This window comes from Paracoccus aestuarii (assembly GCF_028553885.1).
In the GTDB taxonomy this organism is placed as follows: Bacteria; Pseudomonadota; Alphaproteobacteria; order Rhodobacterales; family Rhodobacteraceae; genus Paracoccus; species Paracoccus aestuarii.
Map to the genome: position 1 here is coordinate 781,235 of NZ_CP067169.1, position 13,125 is coordinate 794,359.

Annotated in this window: 16 protein-coding genes; 8 read left to right on the forward strand and 8 right to left on the reverse strand. The window is 70.0% G+C overall.

From position 1 onward, the window contains the following. The first annotated feature begins 107 nt into the window (after positions 1–107). On the forward strand, positions 108–968 hold the full coding sequence (locus JHW48_RS04015; RefSeq protein WP_119886378.1) for a D-amino-acid transaminase: 861 nt from the start codon (positions 108–110) through the stop codon (positions 966–968). A 23-nt stretch (positions 969–991) separates the two neighbouring features. Here JHW48_RS04015 and JHW48_RS04020 read toward each other — a convergent pair whose 3' ends face one another. Together JHW48_RS04020 and JHW48_RS04025 are read right to left on the reverse strand one after the other, a co-directional pair. Beyond that, a complete protein-coding gene (locus JHW48_RS04020; protein ID WP_119886379.1) occupies positions 992–1,462 on the reverse strand; it encodes a GNAT family N-acetyltransferase in 471 nt (156 codons plus the stop codon). A 50-nt stretch (positions 1,463–1,512) separates the two neighbouring features. Further along, positions 1,513–2,643: an aminotransferase class V-fold PLP-dependent enzyme gene (locus JHW48_RS04025; protein ID WP_119886380.1), complete on the reverse strand. Its 1,131-nt coding sequence runs from the start codon at positions 2,641–2,643 to the stop codon at positions 1,513–1,515. Positions 2,644–2,782: 139 nt separating this feature from the next. On the opposite strand from JHW48_RS04025, the gene JHW48_RS04030 reads away from it, so the two are divergent. From JHW48_RS04030 to JHW48_RS04040, 3 genes are read left to right on the forward strand one after another with little or no spacing between them, the layout of a single operon-like run. Next, a complete protein-coding gene (locus JHW48_RS04030) occupies positions 2,783–3,487 on the forward strand; it encodes a type 1 glutamine amidotransferase (protein ID WP_119886381.1) in 705 nt (234 codons plus the stop codon). Then, positions 3,484–4,839, forward strand: coding sequence for a glutamine synthetase family protein (locus JHW48_RS04035; protein ID WP_119886382.1), 1,356 nt, complete (start codon positions 3,484–3,486; stop codon positions 4,837–4,839). Before JHW48_RS04030 ends, JHW48_RS04035 begins: the two co-directional genes overlap by 4 nt. Next, positions 4,836–6,131 carry an NAD(P)/FAD-dependent oxidoreductase gene (locus tag JHW48_RS04040; protein WP_119886383.1) on the forward strand — a complete coding sequence of 432 codons (1,296 nt, stop codon included), beginning with the start codon at positions 4,836–4,838 and terminating at the stop codon, positions 6,129–6,131. Before JHW48_RS04035 ends, JHW48_RS04040 begins: the two co-directional genes overlap by 4 nt. Here JHW48_RS04040 and JHW48_RS04045 read toward each other — a convergent pair. The 6 genes from JHW48_RS04045 to cobD form a co-directional block, all read right to left on the reverse strand. Continuing rightward, positions 6,128–6,589, reverse strand: coding sequence for a tellurite resistance TerB family protein (locus JHW48_RS04045; protein ID WP_119886384.1), 462 nt, complete (start codon positions 6,587–6,589; stop codon positions 6,128–6,130). The genes JHW48_RS04040 and JHW48_RS04045 overlap by 4 nt on opposite strands. A gap of 32 nt (positions 6,590–6,621) precedes the next feature. Further along, positions 6,622–6,915: a DUF1330 domain-containing protein gene (locus tag JHW48_RS04050; protein ID WP_119886385.1), complete on the reverse strand. Its 294-nt coding sequence runs from the start codon at positions 6,913–6,915 to the stop codon at positions 6,622–6,624. Then, the gene (locus JHW48_RS04055; RefSeq protein ID WP_119886386.1) at positions 6,912–7,772 is read right to left on the reverse strand and encodes a PhzF family phenazine biosynthesis protein; all 861 of its coding nucleotides are present in this window, start codon (positions 7,770–7,772) and stop codon (positions 6,912–6,914) included. Before JHW48_RS04055 ends, JHW48_RS04050 begins: the two co-directional genes overlap by 4 nt. A 31-nt stretch (positions 7,773–7,803) precedes the next feature. Beyond that, positions 7,804–8,706 (reverse strand): polyphosphate kinase 2, encoded by a 903-nt coding sequence (gene ppk2 / locus JHW48_RS04060; RefSeq protein WP_119886387.1) that lies wholly within the window; start codon positions 8,704–8,706, stop codon positions 7,804–7,806. A 71-nt stretch (positions 8,707–8,777) separates the two neighbouring features. Next, positions 8,778–9,245, reverse strand: a complete 468-nt coding sequence (locus tag JHW48_RS04065; protein WP_205961940.1) for a hypothetical protein — start codon at positions 9,243–9,245, stop codon at positions 8,778–8,780. Positions 9,246–9,302: 57 nt separating this feature from the next. After that, positions 9,303–10,265 carry a threonine-phosphate decarboxylase CobD gene (gene cobD, locus JHW48_RS04070; protein WP_119886823.1) on the reverse strand — a complete coding sequence of 321 codons (963 nt, stop codon included), beginning with the start codon at positions 10,263–10,265 and terminating at the stop codon, positions 9,303–9,305. A 225-nt stretch (positions 10,266–10,490) separates the two neighbouring features. Between cobD and JHW48_RS04075 the strand changes: the two genes are divergently transcribed. The 4 genes from JHW48_RS04075 to JHW48_RS04090 are packed head-to-tail and all read left to right on the forward strand — an operon-like array spanning position 10,491 to position 13,100. Then, entirely contained in the window at positions 10,491–10,994 is a 504-nt protein-coding gene (locus JHW48_RS04075) for a type III secretion system chaperone family protein (RefSeq protein ID WP_119886822.1), read from the forward strand. 26 nt (positions 10,995–11,020) lie between these two features. Next, the gene (gene proC, locus JHW48_RS04080; protein WP_119886821.1) at positions 11,021–11,830 is read left to right on the forward strand and encodes a pyrroline-5-carboxylate reductase; all 810 of its coding nucleotides are present in this window, start codon (positions 11,021–11,023) and stop codon (positions 11,828–11,830) included. After that, positions 11,827–12,156 (forward strand): tRNA-binding protein, encoded by a 330-nt coding sequence (locus JHW48_RS04085; protein WP_119886820.1) that lies wholly within the window; start codon positions 11,827–11,829, stop codon positions 12,154–12,156. The genes proC and JHW48_RS04085 overlap by 4 nt, the downstream gene beginning before the upstream one ends. Continuing rightward, positions 12,153–13,100 carry a 2-hydroxyacid dehydrogenase gene (locus JHW48_RS04090; RefSeq protein ID WP_119886819.1) on the forward strand — a complete coding sequence of 316 codons (948 nt, stop codon included), beginning with the start codon at positions 12,153–12,155 and terminating at the stop codon, positions 13,098–13,100. Before JHW48_RS04085 ends, JHW48_RS04090 begins: the two co-directional genes overlap by 4 nt. Positions 13,101–13,125: the final 25 nt, after the last annotated feature.

Here is a 13,125-nt window from a genome sequence, read left to right on the forward strand (position 1 = left end):
GCCTGCATCAAGCCCTATTTCCGCAATGCAGCGCGATGCGCCCGGCTTGACGATGCGGGGCTTTGGGCGCAGGACCGGGCCGATTGGATGCGGCAAGGAGGCTTCGGATGACGCGGACGGTTTATGTGAATGGCGATTATCTGCCCGAGGATCAGGCCACGGTCTCGGTCTTCGACCGGGGCTTCCTGATGGCCGACGGCGTCTATGAGGTGGTCAGCGTGCTGGGCGGCAAGCTGATCGATTTCGAGGGCCACATGATCCGCCTGAAGCGGTCCCTGTCCGAGCTGTCCATCGCCAATCCGCTGTCGGATGACGACTATCTGGAGGCGCATCGCGCGCTGGTGGATCGCAACGCGATCACCGACGGGCTGGTCTATCTGCAGGTCACGCGCGGCAATCCGGGCGACCGGGACTTCGCCTATCCGCCGGCGGAGACCGCGCCCACGGTGGTGATGTTCACCCAGGCCAAGCCGGGCCTGGCCGATGCGCCCGCCGCGCGCAGCGGCTGGTCGGTGGTCAGCGTGCCGGACCTGCGATGGGGGCGGCGCGACATCAAGACGGTGCAGCTGCTCTATCCCTCGATGGCCAAGATGGAGGCCAAGGCGCGCGGCGCCGACGACGCCTGGATGGTCGAGGAGGGCCGCGTGACCGAGGGCACGTCGAACAACGCCTATATCGTGCGCGGCAACACCATCATCACGCGCGAGCTGTCCCATGACATCCTGCACGGCATCACCCGCGCCGCCGTGCTGCGCTTTGCCCGCGAGGCGCAGATGCAGGTCGAGGAACGCAGCTTCACCATCGAGGAGGCGCAATCCGCCGACGAGGCCTTCGTCACCTCGGCCTCGGCCTTCGTGATGCCGGTGGTGCGGATCGACGGCGTCCCGGTCGGGCAGGGCGGCGTCGGTCCCGTCGCCACCCGCCTGCGCGAGATCTATCTGGAGGAAAGCCTGAAGACCGCGGTCTGAGGGCGACCATCCGGCGGGGGCCGTCAGATCGTCAGCGTCATATAGGCCGAATGGGGGTCGGTGCGGTAATCGCCGAAGGGCGGGCAGTCGCCGAACCCCTCGCTGGCATAGAGACCGCGGGCCGCGGCGAAACCGGCCTGGGTCCCCGTCTCCAGCGACAGGCGGTGCAGCCCTGCCGCACGGGCATGGTCCAGCAGATGGCGCAGCATCAGCCGCGACAGGCCGCGGCCGCGATGTTCGGCCAGGACATGCATGGACTTGATCTCGGCATGGCCGGGGGCGATCGTCTTCAGCGCGCCCATCGCGACGGGCTGGCCCGACAGGCGCATCACGAAGAAGGCGACCTGGGGCGCGGCCAGCGCCTCACGCGGCAGCATGTGGATCGATTCGGGCGGCGTGTCGGCATGCATCTCGGCCTGGTGGCGGTCGAAGATCAGCGACAGGTCGGGGCCGAGCGGGCTCTCGGGCGCGATGGTGGGTGTCATCATGGTCATCCGATGGGGCCGCCGGGTCGGGCCCGGCGGCGGGGGGGCCTTGCGGGGTCTCAGCCGATCACGCGGTCCAGGACCGGGCGCAGCCGGTCCATCGTCGCCTGCGGGTCCTTCAGCTTGTCCAGCCCGAACAGCCCGATGCGGAAGGTCGAGAAATCCTCGGGCTCGTCGATGGCCAGGGGCACGCCGGCGGCGATCTGGGTGCCTTGGGCGGCGAAGGCGCGGCCGCTGCGGATCTCCGGGTCGTCGGTATAGCTGACGACGACGCCCGGCGCCTCGAAGCCCGGGGCCGCGACGGAGCGGATGCCGCGCCCGGCCAGATCCTCGCGCACCATCCGGCCCAGCTGCCACTGCGCCGCGCGCGCGGCGTCGAAGCCCAGGGCGCGGGTCTCCTCCATCGCGTCGCGCAGGCCCAGCAGCGCGTCGGTCGGCATGGTCGCGTGATAGGCATGTCCGCCATCCAGATAGGCCTGCATGATCGCGCGCCATTTCTTCAGGTCCAGCGCGAAGCTGTCGCTGGTCGAGGCCTCCAGCCGTTCGGCGGCGCGGTCCGACAGCATGACCAGCCCCGCGGCGGGGGATGCCGACCAGCCCTTCTGCGGGGCCGAGATCAGCACGTCCACGCCGGTGGCGGCCATGTCCACCCAGATCGCGCCCGACGCGATGCAGTCCAGCACCATCAGCGCGCCCACCTCATGCGCGGCATCGGCCAGCGCGGCGATGTAGTCGTCGGGCAGGATCAGCCCGGCCGAGGTCTCGACATGCGGGGCGAAGACCGCGTCGGGGCGCGTCTCGCGGATGCGGGCCACGACCTCGTCGATGGGGGGCGGCGCATAGGCGGGGCGGGCCTCGTTGCCCTGCGGGCGGGCCTTCACGACCGTCACCTCGCGCGCGAAGCCGCCCGCCTCGAAGATCTGGCTCCAGCGATAGCTGAACCAGCCGTTCCGAACGATCAGCGCATGGGCACCCGCGCCGAACTGGCGGGCGACCGATTCCATGCCGTAGCTGCCGCCGCCCGGCACGATCACCGCCTGCGCGGCGCCATAGACCTCGCACAGGCCCGATGACAGGTCGCGCATGACCTGCTGGAAGCGCTGCGACATGTGGTTCAGGGACCGGTCGGTGAAGACGACCGAGAATTCGTCCAGACCCTGGGGGTCGATCTGGGGGCGCAGATGGGGCATGGGGCGTCCTTTGGCTGTTCGCGCCCAGATTAGCGCCCGCCGCCGCCCGCGACCAGAGCCGCGTCGCCGTTCCCCCCTTGCAGCCACCCCCGCCGGGCGACTAGGCTTTGCCCATCCAAGCGGAAGATCGGGGTTTTTCATGCGCATCGGCATCCTTCAATGCGGCCAGTCGCCCGACCAGCTGAAGCGGGATCTGGGCGATTACCCCGACATGTTCATGGACCTGCTGGCGGGGCGCGGGCTGGACTTCCGCACCTGGCATGTCGAGGGCATGGCCTTTCCCGACGACATCCACGACGCGGATGGCTGGCTGCTGACCGGATCGCGCCACGGCGCCTATGAGGACCACGCCTTCATCCCGCCGCTGGAGGATTTCATCCGCCGCGTCCATGACGCGGGGCTGCCCATGGCGGGGATCTGCTTCGGCCATCAGATCATCGCCCAGGCCTTGGGCGGCACGGTGCGGAAATATCCCGGCGGATGGGCGGTGGGCGCGCAGGATTACGATTTCGACGGCCAGCGCGTCACGCTGAACGCCTGGCACCAGGACCAGGTGATGGATCTGCCGCCCGGCGCCACGGTGCTGGCGCGCAACGCATTCTGCGAAAACGCGGCGCTGGCTTGGGGCGACCGCATCCTGACCGTGCAGGCCCATCCCGAATTCGGCGACGATTTCATCCGCGGCCTGATGCGGACCCGCGCCAAGGGGGTGGTGCCCGAACCGCTGCTGGAGGCCGCCGAGGCGCGGATGGGCCAGGCCGGGGCCGGGTCGCGCCTGATGGCCGACCGCATCGCGGGCTTTTTCCTGCAGGCGGGCCGGATCGACGACAGGGGTGCCGCATGACCGACTGGACCGACAAGCTGCCGCGCGCCGCGCGCGATTTCATGGCCGGCCGCCGCCTGGACGAGGTCGAATGCATCGTGGCCGACATCGCCGGCGTCGCCCGCGGCAAGGCCATGCCCGCGTCGAAATTCGCGCGCCAGGAACGGTTCTATCTGCCCAATTCGATCTTTCTGCAGACGATCACCGGGGAATGGGCTGACAACCCCTCGGGGGCCTTCACCGAACCCGACATGGTGATGGTGCCGGATTATTCCACCGCCACCGCCGCGCCTTGGACCGCCGACTGGACGATCCAGGTCATCCATGACGCGCAGGACCAACAGGGCAATCCCATGCCCATCGCGCCCCGCAACGTGCTGAAGCGCGTCGTCCAGATGTACCGCGACAAGGGCTGGAACCCGGTCGTGGCCCCGGAGATGGAGTTCTTCCTGGTCGCCCGCAACATCGACCCGAACCAGCCGATCATCCCGCCCATGGGCCGGACGGGGCGCAGGGCTGCGGCGAAACAGGCCTATTCCATGTCGGCGGTGGATGAATACGGCAAGGTCATCGACGACATCTATGATTTCGCCGAGGCGCAGGGCTTCGAGATCGACGGCATCCTGCAGGAGGGCGGCGCGGGTCAGGTCGAAATCAACCTGAACCACGGCGATCCGGTGGCCCTGGCCGACGAGATCTTCTATTTCAAGCGCCTGATCCGCGAGGCGGCGCTGCGCCATGACTGTTTCGCGACCTTCATGGCCAAGCCCATCGAGGGCGAGCCGGGCAGCGCCATGCATATCCACCATTCGGTGACGGATCTGGCCACGGGGCAGAACATCTTTTCCGACGCCAAGGGCCGCGAGACCCCGGAATTCCTGCATTTCGTCGCCGGGATGCAGCGGCATCTGCCCGCGGCCATCGCGCTGCTGGCGCCCTATGTGAACAGCTATCGCCGCTATGTCCCGGATTTCGCCGCGCCCATCAATCTGGAATGGGGCCGCGACAACCGCACCACCGGCCTGCGGGTGCCGATCTCGGGCCCCGAGGCGCGGCGGATCGAGAACCGGCTGGCCGGGATGGATTGCAACCCCTATCTGGGCATCGCGGCGTCGCTGGCCTGCGGCTATCTGGGCCTGCTGGAGGCGGAAAACCCCCGCGCCGAATGCCTGGGCGACGCCTACATGTCCCAGGACGAGCTGCCCTACAACCTGGGCGACGCGCTGGACCTGATGATCGAGAACGAGGCCATGCGCGGCGTTCTGGGCCACGAATTCACCGCCGTCTACGAATCCGTCAAGCGCAATGAATACAAGGAGTTCCTGCAGGTCATCAGCCCGTGGGAACGCGAACATCTGCTGCTGAACGTATGAACCTGCTGCATCTGAACGACCGGCCCGGCGCCTATCCCCCCAGCCTCTATGCCGACGATTGCGGGCCCCGGGCCGAACGCCCTCCCCTGCGGGGCGAGGCGCGGACGGATGTGGCGGTGATCGGAGCGGGCTATACGGGCCTCTCGGCGGCGCTGCATCTGGCGCGGCGCGGCTTTCGGGTGACGGTCCTCGAGGCGCAGCGGGTGGGCTTTGGCGCCTCGGGGCGCAATGGCGGCCAGATCGGCTCCGGCCAGCGGCAGGAGGTCGACTGGCTGGAGGCGCATCTGGGCCGCGACCGGGCCCGCGCGCTGTGGGACCTGGCCGAGGAGGCCAAGGCCCTGACCCGCGATCTGGCCGCCGAGGCGGGCGTGCCCGTGGGCGCGGGCATCGCCCATGCCTGCCGCACCCGGTCCGAGGTCGATCACGCCCGCCACATGGCCGACCATCTGGCCCGGCATTACGATTACGATCAGGTCCGCCCGCTGGACCGCGACGCGCTGGCCGCGGCGATTGGCGGCGGAAATTATGCGGGCGGCGATCTGGATCAGGGCGCGGGCCATGTCCAGCCGCTGGCCCTGGCCCTGGGCGTCGCGCGCCTGGCCGAGGCGGCGGGCGCCGTCATCCATGAACGCGCGCAGGTGACGGCGATCGACCATGGCGCGCCCAGCACCATCCGCACCGATCAGGGCCTGCTGCGCGCCGATCACGTCATCCTGGCCTGCAACGGCTATCTGGGCGATCTGGACGGGCATGTGGCCGCGCGGGTGATGCCGATCAACAACTACATCGTCGCGACCCCGCCCTTGGACGACCACCCGGAGATCCTGCCGGACCGCATCGCCGTGGCGGATACAAAATTCGTGGTGAACTACTGGCGGCTGGACGATCACTGCCGGCTGGTCTTCGGCGGGGGCGAGACGGTGACCTACCGCTTTCCGCGCGACATCGCCGCGGTCGTGCGCCCGCATCTGCTGTCGGTCTATCCGCAGCTGCGCGATGTGCCCCTGACCCATGCCTGGGGCGGCACGCTGGCCATCACGATGAACCGGATGCCGCTGCTGGCGCGGGTCGCGCCGAACTGCCTGTCGGCCAGCGGCTATTCAGGCCATGGGGTGGCGATGGCGCATCTGGCAGGCCGGCTGATGGCCGAGGCGGTGGCCGGTCAGGCCGAACGATTCGACACGATGGCGGCGGTTCCGACGCGCCCCTTTCCGGGCGGTGCCGCGCTGCGCAAGCCGTTGCTTGTGCTGGGCATGGCTTGGTTCGGACTGCGTGACAGGCTGGGGTTCTAAGCGTCCGTCTGGTCACCGGCCATCCGCGCGCGGACCTGCCGGCGGATCTGGGCGGAACGCTGGTCGGGAATGCCCAGAAGCCCCGCGACCAGGCGGATCAGGCTGTCCTCGTCGGCGCTGCGGGCATTGTCGGCATAGGCGATCTCCCACATGGCGGCGAGGACGGCGCAGCGATCCTCCAGCGCGATGCGGTCCTTGATCTGGCGGGTGAAGCGCACCGTGTCGGTGGCCTCGACCTCCAGCTGCTCGGCCTCGAGGCGGCGGGCGGCGGCGGCCTCCGGGGTCAGGCCCTCGCGGCAGGCCAGGACCCGGTCGATATGGGCGCGTTCGGCATCGTTGTAGTGATCATCGGCGCGCGCCACCCGCACTAGCAGCGCGGCGATGGCCAGATCGGCATCGGCGGGCGGCAGGGTCTGGGGCGCATCGCCCATCAGCCGGTTGATCAGATCCATGAACATCGTCGGAACATGCCTCCTGATGCGGGTCCGGTCTAGCCGTCCCACCCCTCCACGATCATCACATCTGCGGCAGAGACCGGGTCGCGCAGCGCCTTGGCCGCCTGGTATTCGGCGCTGTGATAGCAGTCGGTCGCGGCCTGCAGGGACGGAAACTCGATCACCATGCTGCGGGGGCGGGCCTGGCCCTCGACCACCTGCTGCGGCCCGCCGCGGACCAGAAAGCGGGCGCCGAACCGGGCGAAGGGTTCGGCATTGGCGCGGCGATAGGCGTCATAGGTGGCGGGGTCGTCCACCGTTACATGGGCGATCCAATAGGCCTTGGTCATGATCCCTCCGGAATGGCGATGCGGCCTTGGGCGGTCAGGACGGCGCGCCCCGACACGCGCACGGATGACAGCGCCCCGCCACGGACCGCGATGCGCAGGCCCATGGTCGAGGGGCGGCCCATCTCGATCCCTTGGCGGATGGTCAGGCGGGTCTCGCCCTCGGGCAGGGCCCCGGCCTCCAGCAGTGGCGCGGCCAAGGCGACGGCGGCGGAGCCGGTGGCCGGGTCCTCGGCGATGCCGTTGGCGGGGGCGAACATGCGCGCGCGCAGGGTGCCCGCGCCGTCCGGGGCGTGACAATAGACCTTGGGGACGGCGCGGGTCAGCGCCTCGAAGGCGGTGCCGGTGGGCCGGGCGCGGGCCAGGGCGGCGGTGTCGCGCAGGGGGATCATCACGAAGCCCGGATCGGCCCCGGCGGTGCAGGGCCGGTGCGCGCCATGGCCCAGATCGGCGACCTCCAGCCCCAAGGCGGCGGCGGCCAGTTCGGGGCCGACCGGCGCGGTGGGGCCGGGCAGGCGGGGGGCCGCGAATTCCGCCAGCCCGTCGCGGATGCGGACCGGGACGGGGCCTGCGGCCTCCTCCAGCACCAGATCGCCGTCGCCGGGGCACAGATGCAGCGCGCAGCCGATGGTCGGGTGGCCGGCAAAGGGGATCTCGGCCCGGGGCAGGAAGATGCGGACCCGGGCGCGGTGGGCGGGGTCGTCCGGGGGCAGCACGAAGATCGTCTCGGACAGGTTGAACTGGGCGGCGATGGCCTGCATCCGCGCGCCGTCCAGCCCGTCGGCCCCGGTCACCACGGCCAGCGGGTTGCCCGCGAAGGACCGCTCCGTGAAGACGTCATAGACGAAGAAATCCAGCATGCCCGCCTCATCGGTTTCCGGGCGCAGGCTGTCAGTATTTCTGCGGAACGTAAAGCTCGCGCGGCAGGACCTCGCGTTCGTAATCGGGGTTGAAGACCCGGTCCGGCAGGGTGATCTGGTCATGGGGCACGTCGCCATAGGGGATCATGCCCAGCAGGTGGTCGATGCAGTTCAGCCGCGCGCGCTTCTTGTCGTTGCCGGGCACGATGTACCACGGCGCCTCGGGGATGTTGGTGCGTTCGAACATGTCCTCCTTGGCCTTGGTATAGGCCTCCCACCGGATGCGGGATTGCAGGTCCATGGGCGACAGCTTCCACTGCTTCAGAGGGTCGTGGATGCGCATCTGAAAGCGCATCTGCTGTTCCTCGTCGGTGATCGAGAACCAGTATTTCACCAGCCGGATGCCGGACCGCACCAGCATCCGCTCGAATTCCGGCACGTCCTGAAAGAACTGTTCGACCTGATCCTCGGTCGCGAATCCCATGACCCGTTCGACGCCCGCGCGGTTGTACCAGCTGCGGTCGAACAGCACGATCTCGCCGCCCGCGGGCAGGTGGGGGACATAGCGCTGGAAATACCACTGCGTCTTTTCGCGGTCGGACGGCGCGGGCAGGGCCACGACGCGGGCGACGCGCGGGTTCAGGCGCTGCGTGATGCGCTTGATGGCGCCGCCCTTGCCGGCGCTGTCGCGGCCCTCGAACAGCACGACGACGCGTTCCTTGTGATGGCTGACCCAATCCTGCAGCCGGATCAGTTCCGATTGCAGGCGCAGCAATTCGCGGAAATAGAGCTTGCGGTCCATCTGGTCGGGATGCTGGCTGCGATAGATGCGCCGAATCTCCTCCGAGAGGGCGGCATCCTCCAGCTCGATCTCGATATCCTCGTCCAGGGTTTCCTGAAGTTCGGCTTCCAGCCAGTCCTTGTAGTCGTTCATCGCGCTCTCCGGGCGGGGTCTGGGGGCGGGGTTTTGGGGGCGGTCTAGGCGGGAAATGTGACAGCCGCGCGTCAGCGGCGGAATCGGCGCGCACATTCAGGCGTGACGGCCAGCACGAAGCTGCCGTCGCGCAGCCCGTCCACCGTGCCGCACCAGGCGCCCTGGGTGGTGAACAGGCTCTGGGTACCGCGGGCGGGGCGATAGGCGATGCGCCGCCCCGACAGGTCGAACAGGTTCAGCACGCCGCCCGCATTGGGCGCGTAATATCCCAGCACGCTGCCATCGGCGGTGAAGATCACCCGGCTTTCGTTCACCCGGTCGGTGGGGCGGTTGCCCGGCGCGGCCGCGGAATTGGCGGTGTTGCCCGATGAATTCCACGCCGCATTGGGGGAATTGGCGGGCCGGGCGGGATTGTTGGCCGGATGGCCCGGCCCCAGGTCGAAGGGCAGCTGGCCCCGGTCCAGCACGATCAGCGGCGCATCGGCAATGGCGGGGGCGGCAAGCGCCGCGATCATCAGGGCAAGGGGTGAAAGGCGCATGGCGGGTCCGTATGGGTCGCGCCCATCATGGCGGTCAGGCGCGCGGGGCGCCAGTGCTCAACCGCCCAGGATCGCGCGCAGCCGGTCGAATTCCGCGCGCGATCCGGGGATGCCCAGCCTCAGCCAGCCGGGCGAGTACGGAAACCGGCGCGACCAGACATGCCCGCGCGCCAGCCGGTCCTGCGCCGCCGCTGCATCCCCGGTCTGATAGAGCCGGAACAGATGCGTGCCCCCCACCGCGTCCCAGCCCGCGCCATGGGCGATCCGGTCCAGCAGGGGCGCGGCCTCGGCATGCCACATCACCGCGTCATCGGCCCAAGCGCGGTCGGCCATGGCCAGCCGCCCCACATGCAGCGCCGGGCCGCTGACCGCCCAAGGCCCCGCCGCGCGGCGCATCGCCTCCAGCCGCGGGGGATGGGCCAAGGCAAAGCCCAGCCTCAGCCCGGCCAGCCCCCAGAACTTGCCGAAGCTGCGCAGGATCACCGCGTTGTCGGGAATCGCCCCCGCCAGCGACAGGTCGGGCCGCGGATCGGCAAAGCTCTCATCCACGACCAGCATGCCCACCTGCGAGGCCAGCGCCCGCAGCCGGTCGGGATGCCATTCCCGCCCGTCGGGATTGTTGGGGTTGACGATGACGGCCAGATCCGCGCCCTCCATCGCATCCGGGTCGGGGGCGGGGGTCACCCGCCATCCCGCCTCGGTCAGGCTGGCGGCATGTTCGTTATAGCTGGGGGTCAGCACCGCGGCATTCCCCGGGGCCCCGAGCCGCGGCAGGATCTGGATCGCGGCCGAGGCCCCCGCCATGGGCAGCACCCGGTCGGGCGGACAGCCGAACCAGTCGGCCGCCACCGCGATCAGCGCCGATTCGGCCCGCGCGGTCGGCAGGGCCCGCCAGATCCGGTCGGGCAGGGCGGCGACGGGCCAGGGCCTGCGGTTGATGCCGGTCGACAGGTCGATCCAGTCGCCCGGGCCATAGGCGGCCTCGGCCCGGTCCAGATCGCCACCGTGATCGCGCGCCATGATGCCCCCTGCGGTCCAATCCCGATGCCCTGACTAGGGCTTGGCACCCGGCGGGGCAATGGCAGGAACTTGTGGACAAGACGCGGCGCGGGGCTTTTTCGGGTTTACACCCCCGGCGATTGCCACCACGATATGTGGTAAGAGGCACGGGGGCCGAACCCCCGGTCTAGTGCGGTCACCAAGGGCTGGGGGATCATCCCGCGCCCCGCAAGACACGAGGCAGGCATGGCACAGACCGACCATTTCATCGCCAGCGACGACATCCATCCCATCGACATCGTCGAGGCCGTGGCCACCCATCACGATTGGGATTTCGACCGCCTGGCCGAGGATCAGATCGCCATGGTGGTCGAGGGCCAGTGGCGCAGCTATTCGCTGACGCTGGCCTGGTCGCCGCGCGACGAGGTGCTGCGGCTGGTCTGCACCTTCGACATGGACCCGCCCCAGCCCCGCCTGCCCCAGCTGTGGGAGGCGATCAACCTGGCCAATGACCAGGTCTGGGATGGCGGCTTCACCCATTGGGGCGCGCAGAAGCTGATGGTCTGGCGCTATGGCCTGGTTCTGGCGGGCGACGCGATCGCGCTGCCCGAACAGGTGGACCGCATGATTGGCACCGCCGTCGCGGGATGCGAGCGGTTCTATCCCGCCTTCCAGCTGGTCCTGTGGGGCGACACGGCGCCCTCGGCCGCGCTGGAAATCGCCCTGGGCGAAACCTTCGGCCGGGCATGACGGGGGCTGGCATGACGGGGGTTGGCATGGGTGATTTCGACGACATCAACCGCCGCGGGCTGGTGCTGGTGGGCTGCGGGCGCATGGGCGGGGCGATGCTGACCGGCTGGCTGGACCGGGGGCTGGATGCGGGGGCGGTCACGGTGATCGACCCGAACCTGGCGCCCGAATGGCAGGATCGCGGGCTGCGGGTGAATGCCTATCTGCCCGCCGATCCGGCGGTCCTGGTGCTGGCCGTCAAGCCGCAGATGATGGGCGATGCGCTGACCGCGATGCCGGACCTGTCGGACAGCCTGGTGATCTCGGTCGCGGCGGGCACGACCATCGCCACCTTCGAGGCGGCCTTTCCCGGCGCGCCGGTCATCCGCGTCATGCCCAACACCCCCGCGGCGATCGGCCAAGGGATCTCGGCGATGATCGGCAACGGTGCCGCCACGCCCGCCCATCTGGACCTGGCCGAGGCCTTGATGCGCGCCGTGGGCCGCGTCGTGCGGCTGGAATCCGAGGATCAGATGGATGCCGTCACCGGCCTGTCGGGCAGCGGCCCGGCCTATGTCTTTCACCTGATCGAGGCGATGGCCGCCGCGGGCGAGGCGCAGGGCCTGTCGCCCGCGCTGGCGCTGGATCTGGCGCGCGCCACCGTGGCCGGGGCGGGCGCGCTGGCCGTGCATGCCGACGAGGATCCGGCGGTGCTGCGCCGCAACGTGACCTCGCCCAACGGCACCACGGCGGCGGGGCTGGCGGTGCTGATGGATGCCGATCACGGCCTGCCGCCGCTGATGGCGCGCACGGTCGCCGCCGCCACCGAACGCGGGCGCGCGCTGGGGCGCGGATGATCTCCTTCGACGATTTCCTCAAGGTCGATATCCGCGTGGGCACGATCACCCGCGCCGAACCCTTTCCCGAGGCGCGCAAGCCCGCCTTCAAGCTGTGGCTGGACCTGGGCGATCTGGGCGAACGGCGGTCATCGGCCCAGATCACCCGGCATTACGACCCCGACGCGCTGATCGGTCGGCAGGTCCTGTGCGTGGTGAACTTTCCGCCCCGCCAGATCGGCCCGGTCCGATCCGAGGTGCTGGTCCTGGGCCTGCCCGACCCTGATGGCGAGGTCGTGCTGATCCGCCCCGACCAGCCCGTCCCGAACGGAGGCCGGCTGTTTTGAGGCTGCTGGTCACCCGCCCCATGACCGATCGCGCGACCCGGGCGATCGCGGCCGAATTCGACGCGACCTTCCGCGACAACACCCCCCTGACCGAGGCCGGGGCCGCCGCCGCGATGCGCGATTTCGACGCGGTGATGCCGACCTTGGGGGATGCGTTTTCGGCCGGGGCCTTTGCCGGGCCGCTGCGCTGTCGGCTGCTGGTCAATTTCGGCGCGGGCTTCAACCATATCGACATCGAGGCGGCGCGCGCGGCAGGCATCGCGGTGACGAACACGCCCGATGTGGTGACCGATGCCACCGCCGACATCGCGGTGACGCTGATGCTGATGACCCTGCGCCGCGCATCCGAGGGCGAGCGGATGCTGCGCGGCGGGCAATGGACCGGCTGGAACCCGACCCAGCTGCTGGGATCCGAGATGTCGGGCCGCACCTTGGGCGTCGTCGGCATGGGCCGGATCGGTCAGGCCATCGCGCGGCGCTGCCATCTGGGCTTCGGGATGCGGGTGGTGTTCTTCAACCGCAGCCCGGTCGCGGATCCTGGCGTGCCCGCGCGTCAGATCGCCGATCTGGACGCGATGCTGGAAGCCGCCGACGTGGCGGTGATCGCGGTGCCGGGGGGCGCGGCGACGCGCGGGCTGATCGGGGCGGCGCAGCTGCGCGCCTTGGGGCCCGCCGGGGTGCTGGTCAACATCGCCCGCGGCGACGTGGTGGACGAGGACGCGCTGATCCGGGCGCTGGTCCAAGGCGGGATCGCGGGGGCGGGCCTCGACGTCTATGCGCGCGAGCCGCATGTCCCGCAGGCGCTGCTGGATGCGCCGAACGCCACGCTGCTGCCGCATCTGGGCACGGCCACGGACGAGACACGCACCCGGATGGGCCTGCGCGCGCTGGAGAACCTGCGCGCCTTCGCGGCGGGGCGCGCGCTGCCCGACCGCGTCGCCTGAGGCCCCGCACCGTCCTCTCCGGGGG

Coding starts and splice junctions, on each gene's coding strand:
- proC (WP_119886821.1), top strand. CDS start 11,021: ATGGGTGATTTCGACGACATCAACCGCCGCGGGCTGGTGCTGGTGGGC.
- cobD (WP_119886823.1), bottom strand. CDS start 10,265: ATGGCGCGCGATCACGGTGGCGATCTGGACCGGGCCGAGGCCGCCTAT.
- JHW48_RS04050 (WP_119886385.1), bottom strand. CDS start 6,915: ATGACCAAGGCCTATTGGATCGCCCATGTAACGGTGGACGACCCCGCC.
- JHW48_RS04040 (WP_119886383.1), top strand. CDS start 4,836: ATGAACCTGCTGCATCTGAACGACCGGCCCGGCGCCTATCCCCCCAGC.
- JHW48_RS04020 (WP_119886379.1), bottom strand. CDS start 1,462: ATGACCATGATGACACCCACCATCGCGCCCGAGAGCCCGCTCGGCCCC.
- JHW48_RS04030 (WP_119886381.1), top strand. CDS start 2,783: ATGCGCATCGGCATCCTTCAATGCGGCCAGTCGCCCGACCAGCTGAAG.
- JHW48_RS04025 (WP_119886380.1), bottom strand. CDS start 2,643: ATGCCCCATCTGCGCCCCCAGATCGACCCCCAGGGTCTGGACGAATTC.
- ppk2 (WP_119886387.1), bottom strand. CDS start 8,706: ATGAACGACTACAAGGACTGGCTGGAAGCCGAACTTCAGGAAACCCTG.
- JHW48_RS04035 (WP_119886382.1), top strand. CDS start 3,484: ATGACCGACTGGACCGACAAGCTGCCGCGCGCCGCGCGCGATTTCATG.
- JHW48_RS04075 (WP_119886822.1), top strand. CDS start 10,491: ATGGCACAGACCGACCATTTCATCGCCAGCGACGACATCCATCCCATC.
- JHW48_RS04045 (WP_119886384.1), bottom strand. CDS start 6,589: ATGTTCATGGATCTGATCAACCGGCTGATGGGCGATGCGCCCCAGACC.
- JHW48_RS04015 (WP_119886378.1), top strand. CDS start 108: ATGACGCGGACGGTTTATGTGAATGGCGATTATCTGCCCGAGGATCAG.
- JHW48_RS04055 (WP_119886386.1), bottom strand. CDS start 7,772: ATGCTGGATTTCTTCGTCTATGACGTCTTCACGGAGCGGTCCTTCGCG.
- JHW48_RS04065 (WP_205961940.1), bottom strand. CDS start 9,245: ATGCGCCTTTCACCCCTTGCCCTGATGATCGCGGCGCTTGCCGCCCCC.
- JHW48_RS04085 (WP_119886820.1), top strand. CDS start 11,827: ATGATCTCCTTCGACGATTTCCTCAAGGTCGATATCCGCGTGGGCACG.